Here is a 16,586-nt window from a genome sequence, read left to right on the forward strand (position 1 = left end):
AGGCGTGATCGAGGCCGATCAAGGGTCAGTACGCCGCGGCCAGCAGGTCCGCGCTGGCCGCTCGTGCCCGATCGACCACGTCGTCGGGGACGGGCCGCTGCGCCGCAAGCCGCGCCTGCCACATCTGCACCGCGACCACGCGCGCCGCGGCCTCCTCGACGCGCTCGCGTGAGATCTCGCCACTGGCGATCGCGTCGACCACGATCTGGTGTGTCGTGGCGGTGTCCACGGGCATCAGCAGCAGGTCGGCGCCGGCCTGGAGCGCCTGGAGCGCCGGCTTGGGCCGGCCGCCGACGGCACCCATGCCGAGGGAGTCGGTGATGGTGACGCCCTCGAAGCCGAGGTCGTCGCGCAGCATCGAGTACACCTCGGGGGCCATGCTGGCCGGCACGCCCGGGGCGATCGAGGTGAGGTCGAGGTGGCTCAGCATCACCGCGGGCGCCGCGTGCCTGATCGCCGAGTCGAAGGGCGGCAGGTCGTGCTCCTCGATCTCGGCCACCGACGAGTCCACCTGCGGGAGCGTGTCGTGGCTGTCGGACGTGGCCGTGCCGTGCCCGGGGAAGTGCTTGACCGTCGACACGATGCCGGCGTCGTCGTATCCCTTGATCGCTGCTCCGACCGCCTGGGCGGCGATCTTCGGGTCCATCGAGGGCGAGCGCGCGCCGATGGTGGGGTCGGCTGCGCCGATGGTGACGTCGGCGACGGGTGCGAACACCCAGGTGAAGCCGAGCCCCCGCAGCTCGAGGCCGGTCGTCAGGGCCGCGGCGCGGGTGACGCGGCGTCCCACCCGGGCGTCGGCCTGCACCGCGAGCCCGGCGGACTGGAAGTGCGGGAAGTCGGTGGCGATGCCGCGCAGGTGGGAGACGTAGCCGCCCTCCTGGTCGACGCCGATCACCGGAGGGAAGGCACGACCGTCGTCGGCTGCGGCCTCGGAGATCGCCGTCGTCATCGCGACGACCTGGTCGTGGTCGGTGACGTTGTCCGCGGTGACGGAGATACCGGCGAGGTGGAGGTCGCGCACCATCTGGGCGGGCACCTGCGGGTCCGTGCCGTGGAAGCGTCCGACGATCACCTGACCTGCGAGCTGGTCGGGCGTCCAGCCGCTGACCAGCTGCTGGGCCTCCTCGATCTCGCCGAGCGTCGGGCCCCAGCTGCTGGGGGTGCTCGGGTCGTCCTCCTCCTGCGCCTCGGCCGACGAGGCCGACGGCTCCGGAGGGGCGGGCGACGTGCTCGCCGTGGTCGCCGGGCCTGCGTCCGGCGCCTCACCCGAACCCGCGCCGAGGCTCGCGCAACCGCTCACCAGCAGGATTCCTGCTGCGACCACGGCCATGCGGGGGCGGATCGGGAGCACGCCAGCACGCTACCGGCCGCACCCCGAGGATCGGGAAACGTCAGGCACGACCCGCGAGCTCGTCGTGGAGCCCGGCCACCCGTCGGCGGAGCTCCTCGAGCGTGCCCGTGTTGTCGACGACGTGGGTGGCGATCGCGAGACGCTCCTCGCGCGTCGCCTGGGCGGCGATGCGTGCCTCGGCGTCCTCACGGCTCCACCCTCGGTCGGCGACCATCCGGGCGACCTGGACCTCGGTCGGCACGTCGACCACGACCACCGCGTCGAACGACCCCGCCCGGCCGCCCTCGGCCAGCAGCGGGATGTCGTGCACGACCACCGCGCTGTCGGCCGCCTCGGCCTCGAGCTCGGCACTGCGCCGGTGGACCAGCGGGTGGATGATCGACTCGAGACGACGACGGGCGTCGGGATCGCCGAAGACGAGGCGCCCCATGGCAGGGCGGTCGAGGTCGCCGTCGGCCGTGAGCAGGTCGGCGCCGAACTCCGCGACGACCGCCTCGAGGCCCGGCGTGCCACGGGCGACCACCTCGCGCGCGATCAGGTCGGCGTCGATGACGACGGCGCCGTGCTCGGCGAGGAGCGCCGAGACCGTGCTCTTGCCCGAGGCGATGCCTCCGGTCAGGCCGACACGGATCACGGGTCCTCCCCCACGACGACGGTCAGGATCTCGTGGAGCGTACGACGCTGGGCGGGCGTGAGCACGTCGAGGACCTGCTCGGAGGCCGCGCGCCGTACGTCGTCTATCTGTGACACCAGCTCGAGACCGTCGCCGGTGAGGATCAGCGTCGTCGCCCGGCGGTCGGTCGGGTCGGGCTCGCGCCGGACCCAGCCGCGCTCCTCGAGGGAGTCGGCGACCTCGGTCGCCGACCGCGGCGCGATGCGCAGGTGCTCGGCCAGCACCGACGGCCGCATCCCGCCACCCGATGTCGCCAGCACCCGCAGCGCCCGCGCCTGGGACGGCGTGACCTCCCAGTCGGCGAGCGCGTCGACGTGCGCACGGCGCACGCGGCGCGCGACGGCCATCACCAGGTCGCCGGTCTGCGGTCCTGCCTCCACGGGAATACCTCCAGGGCTCATCTGGTTGTTACCTCATAGTGAGGCTACCTCACACTATTCGTCCCTCGATCGAGAGGAGCTGGTCACATGGCTGACCACCCTCGTTCCACCACTCCCACTCCCGACGCCACCAGCACCGGGTCCCGGGGGCCACGCGGCTCGCGCATCGGCCGCCGCGACCCCGACGACCTCCGCCAGCTCGCGGACTCCCCCGTGTCCCTGCGTCGGGTCGCCCGCCTGTTCACGCCGCACCGCGGGTCACTGGCGATCGTCGTCGTCCTCATCGTGGCGAGCTCGGCCGTCGGGCTCGCCCAGCCGTTCCTCGTCCGCCACGTCATCGACGACGCGCTGCCGCGCCAGGACGTACGCCTGCTCCTGCTGCTGGTCGGCGCGATGCTCGGCGTGGCCGTCGCGACCGCCGCGATCGGCGTCGTGCAGACCTGGCTCTCGACCACGGTCGGCCAGCGCGTCATGCACCGTCTGCGCAGCGACCTGTTCGCCCACCTCCAGCGCCAGTCGCTGGGCTTCTTCACCCGCACCCGCGGAGGTGAGGTGCAGTCGAGGCTGGTCAACGACATCGGCAGCATGCAGGGGGTCGTCACCCAGACCGCGACGTCGATCGCCGCCAACCTCACCGTCGTCGTCGGCTCGGCCGTCGCGATGGTCGCCCTGAGCTGGCGCCTGGCCCTGATCTCCCTGGTCGTGCTTCCGCCGGCCGTGCTGCTGACCCGTCAGGTCGCCCGGATGCGCCACCGGGTCACCGGCGAGCGCCAGCAGCGCCTGGCCGACCTGCACGTGCAGGTCGAGGAAGGCCTCTCCGTCAGCGGCGTGCTGCTCACCAAGACCCTCGGCGCCTCGCCGCGGCTGACCGCCAGGTTCGAGGAGACGTCGGCCGACCTGGTCGGTCTGGAGATCCGCTCCCAGCTGGCGGGCCGCTGGCGGATGGCCACGATGAACATCGTCTTCGCAGCGGTTCCCGCCGCGATCTACCTCGCCGCCGGCTTCCCGGCCACCTCGGGCGGGATGACGATCGGCACCCTCGTCGCCTTCATCGCACTCCAGGGCACGCTGTTCCGCCCGCTCATGGGGCTGCTCAACGTCGGCGTCGACCTCACCGCCTCGATGGCGCTGTTCAGCCGCATCTTCGAGTACGCCGACCTGCCCGTCGAGATCGCCGAGCCGGACGCGCCGACCCCGTTGCCTCGTGCGACCGCGCGCGGCGAGGTGCGCCTCGACGGCGTCGGGTTCGCCTACGACGCCGACCGACCGGTCCTGACGGGCATCGACCTGCACGTGCCGGCGGGCGGCACCCTCGCCCTGGTCGGCGAGACCGGCAGCGGCAAGTCCACGCTCGCCTCGCTCGTCCCGCGCCTGCACGACGTCACGTCCGGGAGCGTGAGCATCGACGGCGTGGACGTGCGTGACCTCGCCTCGACCGACCTGGCCGCACTCGTCGGCGTGGTCACCCAGGAGACCTACCTCCTCCACGCCTCCGTGCGCGAGAACCTGCGCCACGCGCGGCCCGGCGCGACCGACGCGGAGATCGAGCAGGCCTGCCGGGAGGCCCGCATCCACGACCTGATCGCCTCGCTCCCCGAGGGATACGACACCGTGGTCGGCTCCCGCGGTCACCGCTTCTCGGGCGGCGAGCAGCAGCGGCTGGCGATCGCGCGCACGCTGCTGCGCGACCCGGCGGTCCTGGTGCTCGACGAGGCGACCAGCGCGCTCGACAACGAGACCGAGCGCTCGATCCTCGCCACGCTCGACGACGTCACGCGCACCCGGACCACGATCACGATCGCACACCGGCTCTCCACGGTCCGCAACGCCGACCAGATCGCCGTCCTGAGCCACGGGCGCGTGGTCGAGCTCGGCACCCACGAGGAGCTGCTGCTCCTCGGCGGGCGCTACGCCGACCTGGTGCGGGGCGGTCTCGTGCCGGAGCCGGCCGCGGCGTGACGCGGCGTCAGGCGCTCGCCTGCTCGGCTGCCTTCTCCGCGGCCGCCAGCAGCACGCAGGTCGCTACGACCTCCATCGCCGCCGTCACCTCGTCGACCGGCGGCATCGTCGGAGCGAGTCGGATGTTGGTGTCGTCGGGATCCTGCTTGTAGGGGTAGGACGACCCGGCCGGCGTCAGCGCGACGCCGACCGCCTTGGCCAGCTCGACGACGCGAGCGGCCGTCCCGGGCACCACGTCGAGGTTGACGAAGTAGCCGCCGGCCGGCGTGTTCCAGGTCGCGATGCCGCGACCGCCCAGCCGCTCGGTGAGGACCCGGTCGACCTCGGCGAACTTGGGCGCGATGATCTCGCGGTGCCGGGCCATGTGGTCGCGCACGCCCTGGGGCGAGCCGAAGAACTCGACGTGGCGGAGGTGGTTGACCTTGTCGGGACCGATCGAGCCGTTGCCGAGGTGGCCGAGGTACCACGCGATGTTGGCGCTCGACGCCGCCAGGAACGCGACCCCGGCACCGGCGAAGGTGATCTTCGAGGTCGAGGCGAACATGATCGGCCGGTGCGGGTGGCCGGCCGCAGACGCGAGCGTCAGGATGTCCGCGCTCTTGGCCTCGTCCTCGGTCAGGTGGTGCAGGGCGTAGGCGTTGTCCCAGAAGATCTTGAAGTCGGGCGCGGCGGTCGGCATCGCGGCCAGCCGGGCGGCGACGTCCTGGCTGACGATGGAGCCGGACGGGTTGGCGTAGGTCGGCACGATCCACATGCCCTTGAAGCTCGGGTCGTCGGCCACGAGCGCGGCCACCGCGTCGACGTCGGGACCGTCGTCGCGCATCGGCACGGTGACCATCTCGATGCCGAGGCTCTCGAGCAGGGTGAAGTGCCGGTCGTAGCCCGGCACCGGGCACACGAAGCGCACCTTCTCCTCCCGGCCCCACGGGCGCTCGGAGTCCACGCCACCGAAGAGCGTCAGGTAGAACAGGCAGTCGCGCATCATCGTGAGGCTCGAGCTGCCGCCGGCCACGACCTGCTCGGGCTCGACCCACAGCAGCTCGGCGAACATCTCGCGCAGGTCCGCCAGTCCCTCGAGCCCGCCGTAGTTGCGCACGTCGACGCCCGCGGAGTCCTTGGTGGTGCTGGGCAGCCGCAGGAGACCGTCGGCGAGGTCGAGCTGCTGGGCCGAGGGCTTGCCCCGGGTGAGGTCCAGCTTGAGGCCCTGTGTCTTGAGCTGCTCGTACGCCGTCCGCTGCTCCTCGAGCAGCACGGCGAGGTCGTCGGCGGACAGGTCGGACAGCGCGGTCGCGTTCACACCCGCAAGGCTACCGAGCAACGGCCCCGACTCAGGCGGGTGTCCGGAAGGTGCGCCGGTACTCCTGGGGACTCACGCCCCGAGAGCGCCCGAAGTGGTGACGCAGCGTCGCAGCGTTGCCGAAGCCGACCTCGCTCGCGACCCAGTCGATGGAGTGGTCGGTCAGCTCGAGGAGCTCCTGTGCCGCACGCACCCGCTCACCGAGGATCCAGCTGTAGGGCGTGGTGCCCGTCTCCTCCTTGAACCGCCGCGCGAAGGTGCGTCCCGACATGTGCATGTGGCGAGCCAGCGTCTCCACGTCGAGCTCCTCGGCAAGGTGGGCGCTGATCCAGGCCAGCAGCGGGGCGAGCGCCTCGGACTCGCACACCGGGACGGCGCGGGCGATGAACTGTGCCTGACCGCCGTCGCGGTGCGGAGGCACCACCATCCGGCGAGCCGTGGTGGCGGCGACCTGCGCGCCGAACTGTTGCCGCATCACGTGCAGGGCGGCATCAAGCGCCGCGGCCGAGCCGGCTCCCGTCACGATCGTGCCGTCCTGGACGTAGAGCACGTCACGGTCCACGGTGGCCGCGGGGTAGCGCTCGGCCAGCTCGGCGGCGTAGCGCCAGTGCGTCGTGCAGCGGCGTCCGTCCAGCAGGCCGGCCTCGCCCAGCATGAAGGTGGCCGAGCAGTGGGCGAAGAGCATCGCGCCGCGCTCGTGCGTGGCCCGGAGCAGCTCGGAGACCTCGGGCGCGGAGCCGATGCTCCCGGTCTTCGGCACCAGGCACACGAGATCGGCGTCGGCAGCTGCCTCGAGGCCGTGCTCGACGACCAGGTCGAACCCGGCGCGCCCCTTGAGGCGACCCGGCGTGGGGGTGACGACGACGAAGTCGAAGACGGGATTGTCGTCCTCGGGGTGATAGGGCTCCGCCCAGACCTCGCACAACGCGCCGAGGCCGAACGGCTCCGGCTGCTCCTGCACGACGACGGCGACCTTCTTCATGCTCCGAGCCTGCAGCACCGCTGGCAGGAAATCAACTACGCCTGTCGTTCCTGCCACTGGTGGCAGGAAACAGATGAGCGAATGATTACTGCCATGGCCACCATCCTCGCCCTCATGATCCTGATCGCCGCCGCCTCTGCGCTGGTCCACTACGCCCGCCACGACCGGTTCGCCGGCCCCGCGTCCACCCACCGCGAGCTCGACGACCTGGGCCTCGTCGAGGAGCGTCACCACCTGGTGCCGCGCGCCTGACTTTGGTCGCATTCGTCGTCTGCGCGTCAACTTTTGCTTGACCGACCTCAAAAGTCGGCCCTACGGTGACCGACGTCACAGGCCCGCACGTCTGTGCCATCCACACATCACTCGGAAGTGGAAGGCGCCTCCATGCCCTCGCGGTCACCTCACCCCGTCGTCCGTACGCCCGCCCGCTGGCTCGCTGCCTCCGTGGCGGTCGTGCTCGGCCTCGGCCTGGCGGTCGGTCTCGTGCCCTCCGCCGCCGCGATCCCCGACCCGGTGACCCCGCGCGCCGGCTCGGCGGCGACAGCACCGGACACGAAGCAGCCCTCGACGCAGGAGGGCACCGCGAAGGGCGGGCCGCAGACGAAGGGTGGGCAGCCGGCGAAGGCCGCGGTCCAGGACGAGCCGGACCTCTCGAAGTTCCAGAAGGTCGTGCTCGGCCAGGGCAACGGCCTCGGTGAGGTCATGGAGCTCACCGTCGCTCCCGACGGCCGGGTCTTCTTCATCACCCGCGCGGGCGACATCTCGATGTACGACCCCGCCGACGGCAGCATCGAGATCATCCTCAACAACCCGGCACTCGGCGTCTGGAGCGGTCTCGAGGACGGCGGCCTCGGCATCACCCTCGACCCGGACTTCGCCGACAACAACTGGATGTACGTCTACTACGCCCCGCTCCCGGCGTCGTACAACGCCAACCGGCTCTCGCGCCTCACGGTGACCACCGACGACGACGGCAACACGTTCATCGACAAGGCGTCGGAGAAGATCGTGCTCGAGGTCGGCACCCAGCGCCGCGTCTGCTGCCACTCGGCCGGCTCGGTCCAGTTCGGCGAGGGCGGCGTCCTGCACCTCGCGACGGGCGACAACACCTCCTCCTCCGACAACGACGGCTACTCCCCCCACGACGAGCGCCCCGGCCGCTCCGACTACGACGCCCAGAAGTCCTCGGCGAACACCAACGACCTGCGCGGCAAGATCCTGCGCGTCATCCCCCGCGACGACGACGGCGGAGACGTCGACCCGACACCGGGCGACGGGATCTCCTACGACATCCCCGACGGCAACCTCTTCGGCGAGGGCGGTGCCTACCCCGCGGCCCTCTACCCGAACGCCGACGCCAACAAGACCCGTCCCGAGATCTACGTCATGGGCCTGCGCAACCCCTACCGCCTCGGCCTCGACCCCGACACCGACGCCCTCTACTGGGGCGAGGTCGGTCCGGACTCACGCGTGAACAGCCCCAACCGCGGCCCTCGCCACTTCGAGGAGTTCAACCGCACCGACGTCGCGATGAACGGCGGGTGGCCCTACTGCGGGGGCGAGGTCGGCGACGACCTCACCAACATGGACTTCGGCGGCGCCTACGTCGACTGGGACTTCGTGGCCAACCGCTTCCGCACCAACCCCGACGGCTCCCCCAAGCGATTCCCCTGCAACGACCCCGACGAGATGTCCGGGGTCAACGACTCCCCCAACAGCACCGGCCTGCAGACGCTGCCGCCGATGACCGACGCCTGGATCCCCTACTCCGACGTCGGCCCCTACAAGTACCCCGCGGTCCAGGGCGCCACGCCCACCGGTGGCCAGGTCTACCGCCAGTCGCAGAACACCGAGGCCAAGGACACCGCCTTCCCCGCGCACTACGAGGGCTCGTACTTCATGTCCGAGATGAGCCGCGGCTGGATCAAGGAAGTCCGGATGGACGCCGAGGGCAACATCGAGTCGATCAACGACTTCATGTCGGGCTTCGTCGCCCCGGGCGACCTGGAGTTCGGCCCGGACGGGTCGATGTACGTCCTGGAGTACGGCACCGGGTTCTTCTCAGGCTCGCCGCAGACCAAGCTCGTGCGCATCGACTACGCGATCAACGGCTCGGCGCCGGTGGCGCGGGCGTCCGCGGACAAGACCGAGGGCGGCGTGCCGCTGACGGTCCAGTTCAGCAGCGAGGGCACCTCGGACCCCGACGGTGACGACGTCACCTTCTCCTGGGACCTCGACAGCGACGGTCAGCCCGACTCGACCGACGCCGCGCCCAGCTTCACCTACACCGACGCCGGCGACTACCGCGTCCTGCTGACCGTCACCGACTCCACCGGCAAGTCCGCGACGGCCCAGGTCGTCGTCAACGTGGGCAACACCGCTCCCCAGGTCGAGTTCGAGCTCCCGGTCGACGGTGGCTTCTACGCCGCAGGCGACGACATCCCCTTCGCGGTGCGGGTCACCGATGCCGAGGAGGACATCGACTGCGACGAGGTCGTCGTCCAGGCCGGGCTCGGCCACGACGTGCACGTCCACCCCAACCTGAGCGTCAACGGCTGCGACGGTGTCCTGCGCACCTCGACCGCGGGCGACCACGGGCCGGACGCCAACACCTACGGCGTGCTCATCGCGACCTACACCGACGGTGGCGCCAACGGCGGCGCCAACGCGCGGCTCTCCGGCAGCGACACCCTCATCATGCAGCCCAAGCTGCGGCAGGCGGAGCACGCCACCGAGCGCCAGGGCGTCGGCCAGACCGGCTACGACGACAAGTCCGGCACGCGGCCCGGCGGTGGCTCCCTGATCACCGGCATGGGCAACAACGACTGGGTCATGTTCGACCCGATGAGCCTGGTCAACATGACCGAGATCGCGATCACCTACTCCGGTGGCCCCCAGTCCGGCGCCGCCGTCGAGGTGCGCGCCGGCGCGGCCGACGGCCCCGTCGTGGCGCGGGTGCCGCTGGACGGTGGCACCCAGGGCCAGTACTTCTACAAGACCGTGAGCGGGCAGATCACCGCCCGCGACGCCGACGCGGGCGGTCGCCCGCTCTACTTCGTCTACACCGGCGGCGGCGAGATGAACTTCGACGAGTTCCGCGTCTCGGGCAAGGGCGTCGCGGGCAACACCTCGCCGGTCATCACCTCGGCGACGGCCACCCCGAGCTCGGGCCTGGCCCCGCTCGACGTCGACTTCACGGCCGAGGCGAGCGACCCCGACGGCGACACCATCTCCTACGCCTGGGACTTCGGCGTCGAGGGCACCGACGACGACGTCGCCAACACCGCCGACGCCTCGTGGACCTACGACGAGCCCGGTGAGTACACCGCGACCGTGACCGTGCGTGACGCCACCGGCAAGGAGACCTCCCGTGGTGTCGACGTGACGGTGCGGCGACCGTGCGCCTCCCCGCCCGTCGCCGAGGACGGCTACGAGCTGCTCTTCGACGGCACCGACCTGAGCGACTGGCGACAGTCCGGGCCGGGCGGCTTCCTCGTCGACGACTGCACGCTCACCAGCTTCGGCGGCCTCGGCCTGCTGTGGAACACCGAGAAGAACCTCACGGACTACTCGCTCAAGCTGCAGTTCAAGCTGTCCGACGACGGTGACAACTCCGGGGTGTTCACCCGCTTCCCCGACCCCGGTGACGACCCGTTCAACGCGGTCGACGACGGCCACGAGATCCAGATCAAGGAGGGCCAGCCCAACGACGAGCCGCAGAAGACCGGCTCGGTCTACAACTTCGACCGCGAGGACGCGCGCAACGCCAACCCCGTCGGGGAGTGGAACGACTACGAGATCCGCGTGGTCGGCCAGACCTACACCATGACGCTCAACGACATGGTCGTGAACACCTACACCTCCGACGGCTCTCGCGGGACCGAGGGCTTCGTCGGCCTGCAGAACCACGGGGCCGACGACACCGTGACCTTCCGCAACATCCAGGCCAAGGAGCTCGAGGTCGCCGAGCCGTTCATCAACACGCTGTCCGCCGAGCCGACCCGTGGCGCGGCGCCGCTGGAGGTCGACTTCACCGCCGAAGGGATCGACCGGCAGGGTGACGAGATCACCTACGAGTGGGACTTCGGTGACGGGTCCGACCCCGTCACCGGCGGCCCGGACGTGACGCACACCTACACCGACGGGGGCACCTTCGAGGCCACCGTGACCCCGGTGGACAGCGAGGGCCACCGCGGCGCGAGCCGCAAGACGCAGGACATCACCGTCCTCGTCGACCCGGTGGCCAGCGCCACCGCCACGCCCCGCTGCGGCGTGATGCCGCTGGAGGTCAGCTTCACCGGTGACGCCACCGACCCGCAGGGCCAGCCGATCACCTGGGCCTGGGACTTCGGTGTCGACGGCACCGACGAGGACACCTCGACCGACCGCAACCCCACGTGGACCTACACCGAGGCCGGCCAGTACACCGCGACCCTCACCGCCACGGACCCCGACGGCAACACCGGCACCACCACGGTGCGCATCGAGGTGCTGGCCGACGGCGAGTGCCGCCCGGTCGCCGACCTGTCGGAGCTGTTCGACAACGACGGCATCTCCACCCACGACAACCCCGGTGACGGCAACTTCGACGGCGGGGGCTGGACGTTCGCCGCCGAGCTGCTGCCGGCCGCGGTGCGTGAGAACGGCGGGCCGGTCCGCATCAACGACGTGGACTACGAGCTCGGCAGTCCCGCCGACGGCCAGCTCAACAACGTCGAGGCGAACGGCCAGGTGGTCAGCCTGCCGGCAGGGACCTACGACGAGCTGAGCATCCTCGCCACCGCCCACAACGGCGACGTGCAGGAGAACGCCACGCTGACCTATGGCGACGGGTCGACCGCCGAGGTGCCGCTGCGGTTCACGGACTGGGCGGTCGCGCCGAAGTTCGGCGAGGAGATCGCGATCGACATGCCCCACCGGCACAACGGCAGTGGAGACACCTCGCCACGGGTGATGATCTTCTCCCAGCGGATGACGCTGGAAGCCGGCAAGCAGCCCGACACGCTGACGCTGCCCACGAACGCGAAGCTGCACGTCTTCGCGATCTCCGGCGTCCGGGGCGAGGGCCCCACGACGCCCTGCGAGCAGCCCGAGCGGTCTGACGAGTTCAACGACTCCGAGCTCCTCGACAACTGCCACTGGACCGTTCGCCGCGCCGACGCCTCGGCGTACGAGGTCAGCGACGGTGCGCTGCGCCTGACCGCGCGTCCCGGCGAGTACAACGACACCCGCAACGTCATCACCCAGGCCGCACCCGACGGATCGTGGACGGTGACGTCCAAGCTCACCTGGGACCCGGCCGAGCAGGGCCAGCAGGCCGGGCTCGTGGTCGCCGGCAGCGGCGGCTCCGGCTTCGCCAAGCTGACCTTCGTCGACAAGGGCAACGACAACGAGTGGATCGAGTTCCTCAAGTCGTCCAGCCCGAGCAACGACGACTTCCAGTTCACCGGCAACTGGAACACCGGCGGCGGCAGCTTCGACGGGCCGTTCCTGCCCGGCGACTTCCCCACCACGTTCTGGCTGCGACTCACCTCCGACGGAACGCAGCTGCGCGGCTACTACTCGACCGACGGCGAGGACTTCACCCAGGTCGGGGACCCGCGCACGCTGGCCGGCATCACCAACCCCCGCGTGGGTCTCATGGCGCTCAAGGGCGGGGCGCCGGGTGACCCGGTCGCCGCGTACGACTTCTTCCGCTGGTCGGACGCCCAGCAGGGGGAGCCGCCGACCGTCACGGCGTCGGCGACGCCCACGTCAGGCACCGCGCCGCTCGACGTGGACTTCACCGCCGAGGGCGACGACCCCGACGGTGGGGACCTCACCTACGCCTGGGACTTCGGCGTGGCGGGCACCGACGACGACACGGCGGACACCGCCGACGCGTCGTGGACCTACACCGAGCCGGGCACCTACACCGCGACCGTCACGGTCACCGACCCCGACGGCGAGACCGCCGAGGACTCGGTGGAGATCGAGGTCGAGGAAGCCGTGGGGAAGGTGCACGTGATCGACGCCGTCGACGACGCGTCAGGCAACTACTGGCGCTCGCCCGACACCGGCACGTCCACCGTGCGGATCCAGGTCGGCGACACCGTCGAGTGGCAGTTCGACCGGGCCACGATGGGTCACGACCTCACCTCGCGCGACACCGCCTCCACCTGGAGCCCGGCGTTGAACGAGTACCGCAACCCCGACGGTGACCCCGTTCGCTACACGTTCACCAAGGCCGGCACCTACGAATTCGTGTGCCTCATCCACGCCACCACCATGACGGGCACCGTGATCGTGGAGGAGCCCGCTCCTGACAACAAGCCGCCGACCGCCGACCCGTACGTCGACCCACGTCAGGGAGCGGCCCCGCTCTACGTCCACTTCGAGGCTCGGGCCACTGACCCGGACGGTGATGCACTCACCTACCTGTGGGACTTCGGGCAGGGCGACACCTCGACCGAGAGCCACGCGCACTTCAGCTACACCGAGCCCGGCTCGTACACCGCCAGGCTGCGCGTCCAGGACGGCAGGGGTGGCGTGTTCGAGCGCGACTTCCCGATCCAGGTGACCGGTGACGCCCCGCGGGTCAAGGCCACGGCCACCCCCACGAGCGGTCGTGCCCCGCTCGTGGTGAGCCTGGCCGGCACCGCGGAGGACGACCAGGGCGGCGCGCTCACCTACAGGTGGGAGTTCGGCGACGGGTCCACGCCGTACACCGGGCCCAAGCCGATGGTGACGCACACCTACACCGAGCAGGGCAGCTACCAGGCCACGCTCACAGCGACGGACTCCGACGGCAACACCGGGTCCGACACGGTGCAGATCGACGTGCAGTCGCTGCCGGAGATCGAGGCGACCGCGACCCCGAGCAACGGCGACGCCCCGCTCGACGTGCAGCTCGACACCTCGGTGACCACGAACGGCGAGTTCGCGGCGTTCTCCCACGGGACGCACGCCTATCCCGATGCGGCGGGCACCGCCTCCATGGTGCGCTCGAAGGGGACCACGGTCACCACGATCGACGTCACCGGAGTCAAGCCGGGCGCCGAACACATGGTGCACGTGCACGAGCAGGCCTGTGGCAACGCAGACGCCGGCGCTCACTTCCGCTTCGACGAGACCCAGCCGTTCTCGGAGGAGAACGAGATCTGGCCCGGCTTCACCGCCGACGCCGACGGCGCCAGTGGCGAGATCGTGGTCACGAGCCCGCAGCGCGCGGGCGCGAAGGCCGTCTCCGTCGTGGTCCACGACCCCGACAACCCCGCCCGCAGGATCGCCTGCGTCGACCTGACGCCCAGCATCGACGGACTCACCTACGACTGGGACTTCGGAGACGGCGAGACGGCGACGGGTCCGAGCCCGGCCCACACCTACACCGAGCCGGGCACGTACACGGCGACCGTGACCGTGGGGAGCCAGGACGGCACGGACGAGGTCACCGACTCGGTCGAGGTCGTCGTCACCGCCGACGAGGACCCGGTCACTCCCCCGACCACCCCGCCCACCACACCCCCGACGACACCGCCGACCACGCCCGCGACGCCGAACGACACGTCGGCGCCGGACACCACCATCACGGCCGGCCCGAGCGGCATGGTGCGGCAGCGCTCGGCCACCTTCCGGTTCACCTCCACCGAGGCCGGGACGTTCGAGTGCCGCCTCGACCGAGGTGACTGGGCGGCGTGCGACTCACCAGCCACCTTCCGCAAGCTGGCGGCCGGCGAGCACCGGCTGGAGGTGCGTGCCGTCGACGCCGCCGGCAACACCGATGCCTCACCTGCGGTGCGGTCCTGGACCGTCGACCGCGGCAAGCCGACCGTCCAGGTGCTCTCCGGGTCGGAGACGACGCGGGACCGCGCGCCGACGATCCGGCTGCGGGTCAAGGACCGCTTCGAGAACCTCCGCGCGCGTCACGTGAAGGTGCGCATCGGCGGGCGGACCGCGCAGAAGGTCCGGGTGAACCGCAAGGGCGTCCTGGTGGCGAAGGCCAAGGCGCTCTCCACCGGCCGGCACCGCGTGGTGGTGACGGTCCGCGACGGTGCGGGCAACACCCGCACGATCCGCTGGTGGATCCGCGTCCAGCGCTGATCGGAGACGGTGACGAGGCCCGCCGGGGACATGCCCGGCGGGCCTCGTCGCGTCGTGGGCGGTGTCCGATCCCAGTCACCGCCGGCGAGGACGGGCCCTGAGGTGCGCGAACGACGACGGCCCGCCGGGAGTCCCGGCGGGCCGTCGTGTGGTGCGGTGGGTCAGCGGATCAGCTGGCGCCGCCGGTCAGCTTCTCGCGGAGCGCCTGCAGCGCCTCGTCGGAGGCGAGCGAGCCGCCGGTGTCGCCACCGGTCTCGTCGCCCGTCGCGGTGTCGCCACCCGAGGAGTAGGACGTGGCCTCGCCGGCCTCGGCCTCGGCGACCTTGGCGTCGGCCTGCTGCTTGACGTGCTGCTCCCAGCGGGCGTGCGCCTTGGCGTACTGGTCCTCCCAGACCGCGCGCTGGTCGTCGAAGCCCTCGAGCCACTCGCCCGTCTCGGGGTCGAAGCCCTCGGGGTAGACGTAGTTGCCCTGCTCGTCGTAGGTCGCGGTCATGCCGTAGAGGGTCGGGTCGAACTCCTCCACGTCGGCCGCGGCGGCGGTCTCGTTGGCCTGCTTGAGCGACAGCGAGATCCGGCGACGCTCGAGGTCGATGTCGATGATCTTGACCATGACGTCGTCGTTGACCTGGACGACCTGCTCGGGGATCTCGACGTGACGCTCGGCGAGCTCGGAGATGTGCACCAGGCCCTCGATGCCCTCCTCGACGCGGACGAACGAACCGAAGGGCACCAGCTTGGTGACCTTGCCCGGCACGATCTGGCCGATCTGGTGGGTGCGGGCGAAGTGCTGCCACGGGTCCTCCTGCGTCGCCTTCAGCGACAGGGAGACACGCTCGCGGTCCATGTCGACGTCGAGGACCTCGACGGTGACCTCGTCGCCCACGGCGACGACCTCGGACGGGTGGTCGATGTGCTTCCAGGAGAGCTCGGAGACGTGCACCAGGCCGTCGACGCCACCCAGGTCCACGAAGGCACCGAAGTTGACGATCGAGGACACGACACCCTTGCGGATCTGACCCTTCTGCAGCTGGGTCAAGAAGCCGTGGCGGACCTCGGACTGGGTCTGCTCGAGCCACGCACGACGCGAGAGCACGACGTTGTTGCGGTTCTTGTCGAGCTCGATGATCTTCGCCTCGAGCGTCTGGCCGACGTAGGGCTGCAGGTCGCGGACGCGACGCATCTCCACGAGCGAGGCAGGCAGGAAGCCGCGCAGGCCGATGTCGAGGATGAGGCCGCCCTTGACGACCTCGATGACGGTGCCCTCGACGACGCCGTCCTCTTCCTTGACCTGCTCGATGGTGCCCCAGGCGCGCTCGTACTGGGCGCGCTTCTTGGACAGGATCAGACGGCCTTCCTTGTCCTCCTTCTGGAGGACGAGAGCCTCGACCTTGTCGCCCACGGAAACGACCTCGTTGGGGTCGACGTCGTGCTTGATCGACAGCTCGCGCGAGGGGATGACGCCCTCGGTCTTGTAGCCGATGTCGAGGAGGACCTCGTCACGGTCCACCTTGACGATGGTGCCGTCGACGATGTCGCCGTCGTTGAAGTACTTGATGGTCGCGTCGATTGCCGCGAGGAAGTCCTCTTCGGACCCGATGTCGTTGATCGCGACCTGGGGCGCGTCGTAGTCCTGGAGGTGAGAGAGCAGGCTCGTCATATGGGAAGTGATTCCTTGGATGGATGGAGTCGTGCGGACGCGCGCAATCGTCGGTTTCACTGGGCCTGCCCGGTGACGAGTCATCGGGACGGACGCGGCGAGCCGGGCTTCGCTCGGTATGGATTCCGGGCAGACGTCTGGCGCAGGTCACGAGTTTACGCGCACGCGGACGACCACGTCCAACCGGCGACCCACGCTCGGTCCACGC

General features: G+C 70.7%; 9 protein-coding genes. 3 read left to right on the forward strand and 6 right to left on the reverse strand.

The features are described 5' to 3' along the window. Window positions 1–25: 25 nt before the first annotated feature. The 3 genes from IEZ25_RS08215 to IEZ25_RS08225 are packed head-to-tail and all read right to left on the reverse strand — an operon-like array spanning window position 26 to window position 2,404. On the reverse strand, window positions 26–1,351 hold the full coding sequence (locus IEZ25_RS08215) for a glycoside hydrolase family 3 protein (protein WP_191198925.1): 1,326 nt from the start codon (window positions 1,349–1,351) through the stop codon (window positions 26–28). Between the two features lie 40 nt (window positions 1,352–1,391). Beyond that, the gene (gene coaE, locus IEZ25_RS08220; RefSeq protein WP_318152153.1) at window positions 1,392–1,982 is read right to left on the reverse strand and encodes a dephospho-CoA kinase; all 591 of its coding nucleotides are present in this window, start codon (window positions 1,980–1,982) and stop codon (window positions 1,392–1,394) included. Next, window positions 1,982–2,404, reverse strand: a complete 423-nt coding sequence (locus tag IEZ25_RS08225) for a MarR family winged helix-turn-helix transcriptional regulator (RefSeq protein WP_318152110.1) — start codon at window positions 2,402–2,404, stop codon at window positions 1,982–1,984. The genes coaE and IEZ25_RS08225 overlap by 1 nt, the downstream gene beginning before the upstream one ends. A gap of 87 nt (window positions 2,405–2,491) precedes the next feature. Here IEZ25_RS08225 and IEZ25_RS08230 point away from each other — a divergent pair, with 87 nt between their 5' ends. Then, the gene (locus IEZ25_RS08230; protein ID WP_191198928.1) at window positions 2,492–4,363 is read left to right on the forward strand and encodes an ABC transporter ATP-binding protein; all 1,872 of its coding nucleotides are present in this window, start codon (window positions 2,492–2,494) and stop codon (window positions 4,361–4,363) included. A gap of 7 nt (window positions 4,364–4,370) precedes the next feature. Here IEZ25_RS08230 and IEZ25_RS08235 read toward each other — a convergent pair whose 3' ends face one another. Together IEZ25_RS08235 and IEZ25_RS08240 are read right to left on the reverse strand one after the other, a co-directional pair. Next, window positions 4,371–5,660: an aminotransferase class I/II-fold pyridoxal phosphate-dependent enzyme gene (locus IEZ25_RS08235; protein WP_191198929.1), complete on the reverse strand. Its 1,290-nt coding sequence runs from the start codon at window positions 5,658–5,660 to the stop codon at window positions 4,371–4,373. A 31-nt stretch (window positions 5,661–5,691) separates the two neighbouring features. Further along, a complete protein-coding gene (locus IEZ25_RS08240) occupies window positions 5,692–6,642 on the reverse strand; it encodes a GlxA family transcriptional regulator (protein ID WP_191198930.1) in 951 nt (316 codons plus the stop codon). A gap of 93 nt (window positions 6,643–6,735) precedes the next feature. Here IEZ25_RS08240 and IEZ25_RS08245 point away from each other — a divergent pair, with 93 nt between their 5' ends. Together IEZ25_RS08245 and IEZ25_RS08250 are read left to right on the forward strand one after the other, a co-directional pair. Further along, window positions 6,736–6,894, forward strand: coding sequence for a hypothetical protein (locus tag IEZ25_RS08245; RefSeq protein ID WP_191198931.1), 159 nt, complete (start codon window positions 6,736–6,738; stop codon window positions 6,892–6,894). 132 nt (window positions 6,895–7,026) lie between these two features. Then, complete coding sequence (locus tag IEZ25_RS08250; protein ID WP_191198932.1) at window positions 7,027–14,721, forward strand: PKD domain-containing protein; 7,695 nt, start codon at window positions 7,027–7,029, stop codon at window positions 14,719–14,721. Between the two features lie 169 nt (window positions 14,722–14,890). Here IEZ25_RS08250 and rpsA read toward each other — a convergent pair whose 3' ends face one another. Then, a complete protein-coding gene (gene rpsA / locus IEZ25_RS08255; RefSeq protein ID WP_191198933.1) occupies window positions 14,891–16,378 on the reverse strand; it encodes a 30S ribosomal protein S1 in 1,488 nt (495 codons plus the stop codon). Window positions 16,379–16,586 lie beyond the last annotated feature (208 nt).

This window comes from Nocardioides hwasunensis (assembly GCF_014779665.1).
GTDB lineage: Bacteria > Actinomycetota > Actinomycetes > Propionibacteriales > Nocardioidaceae > Nocardioides > Nocardioides hwasunensis.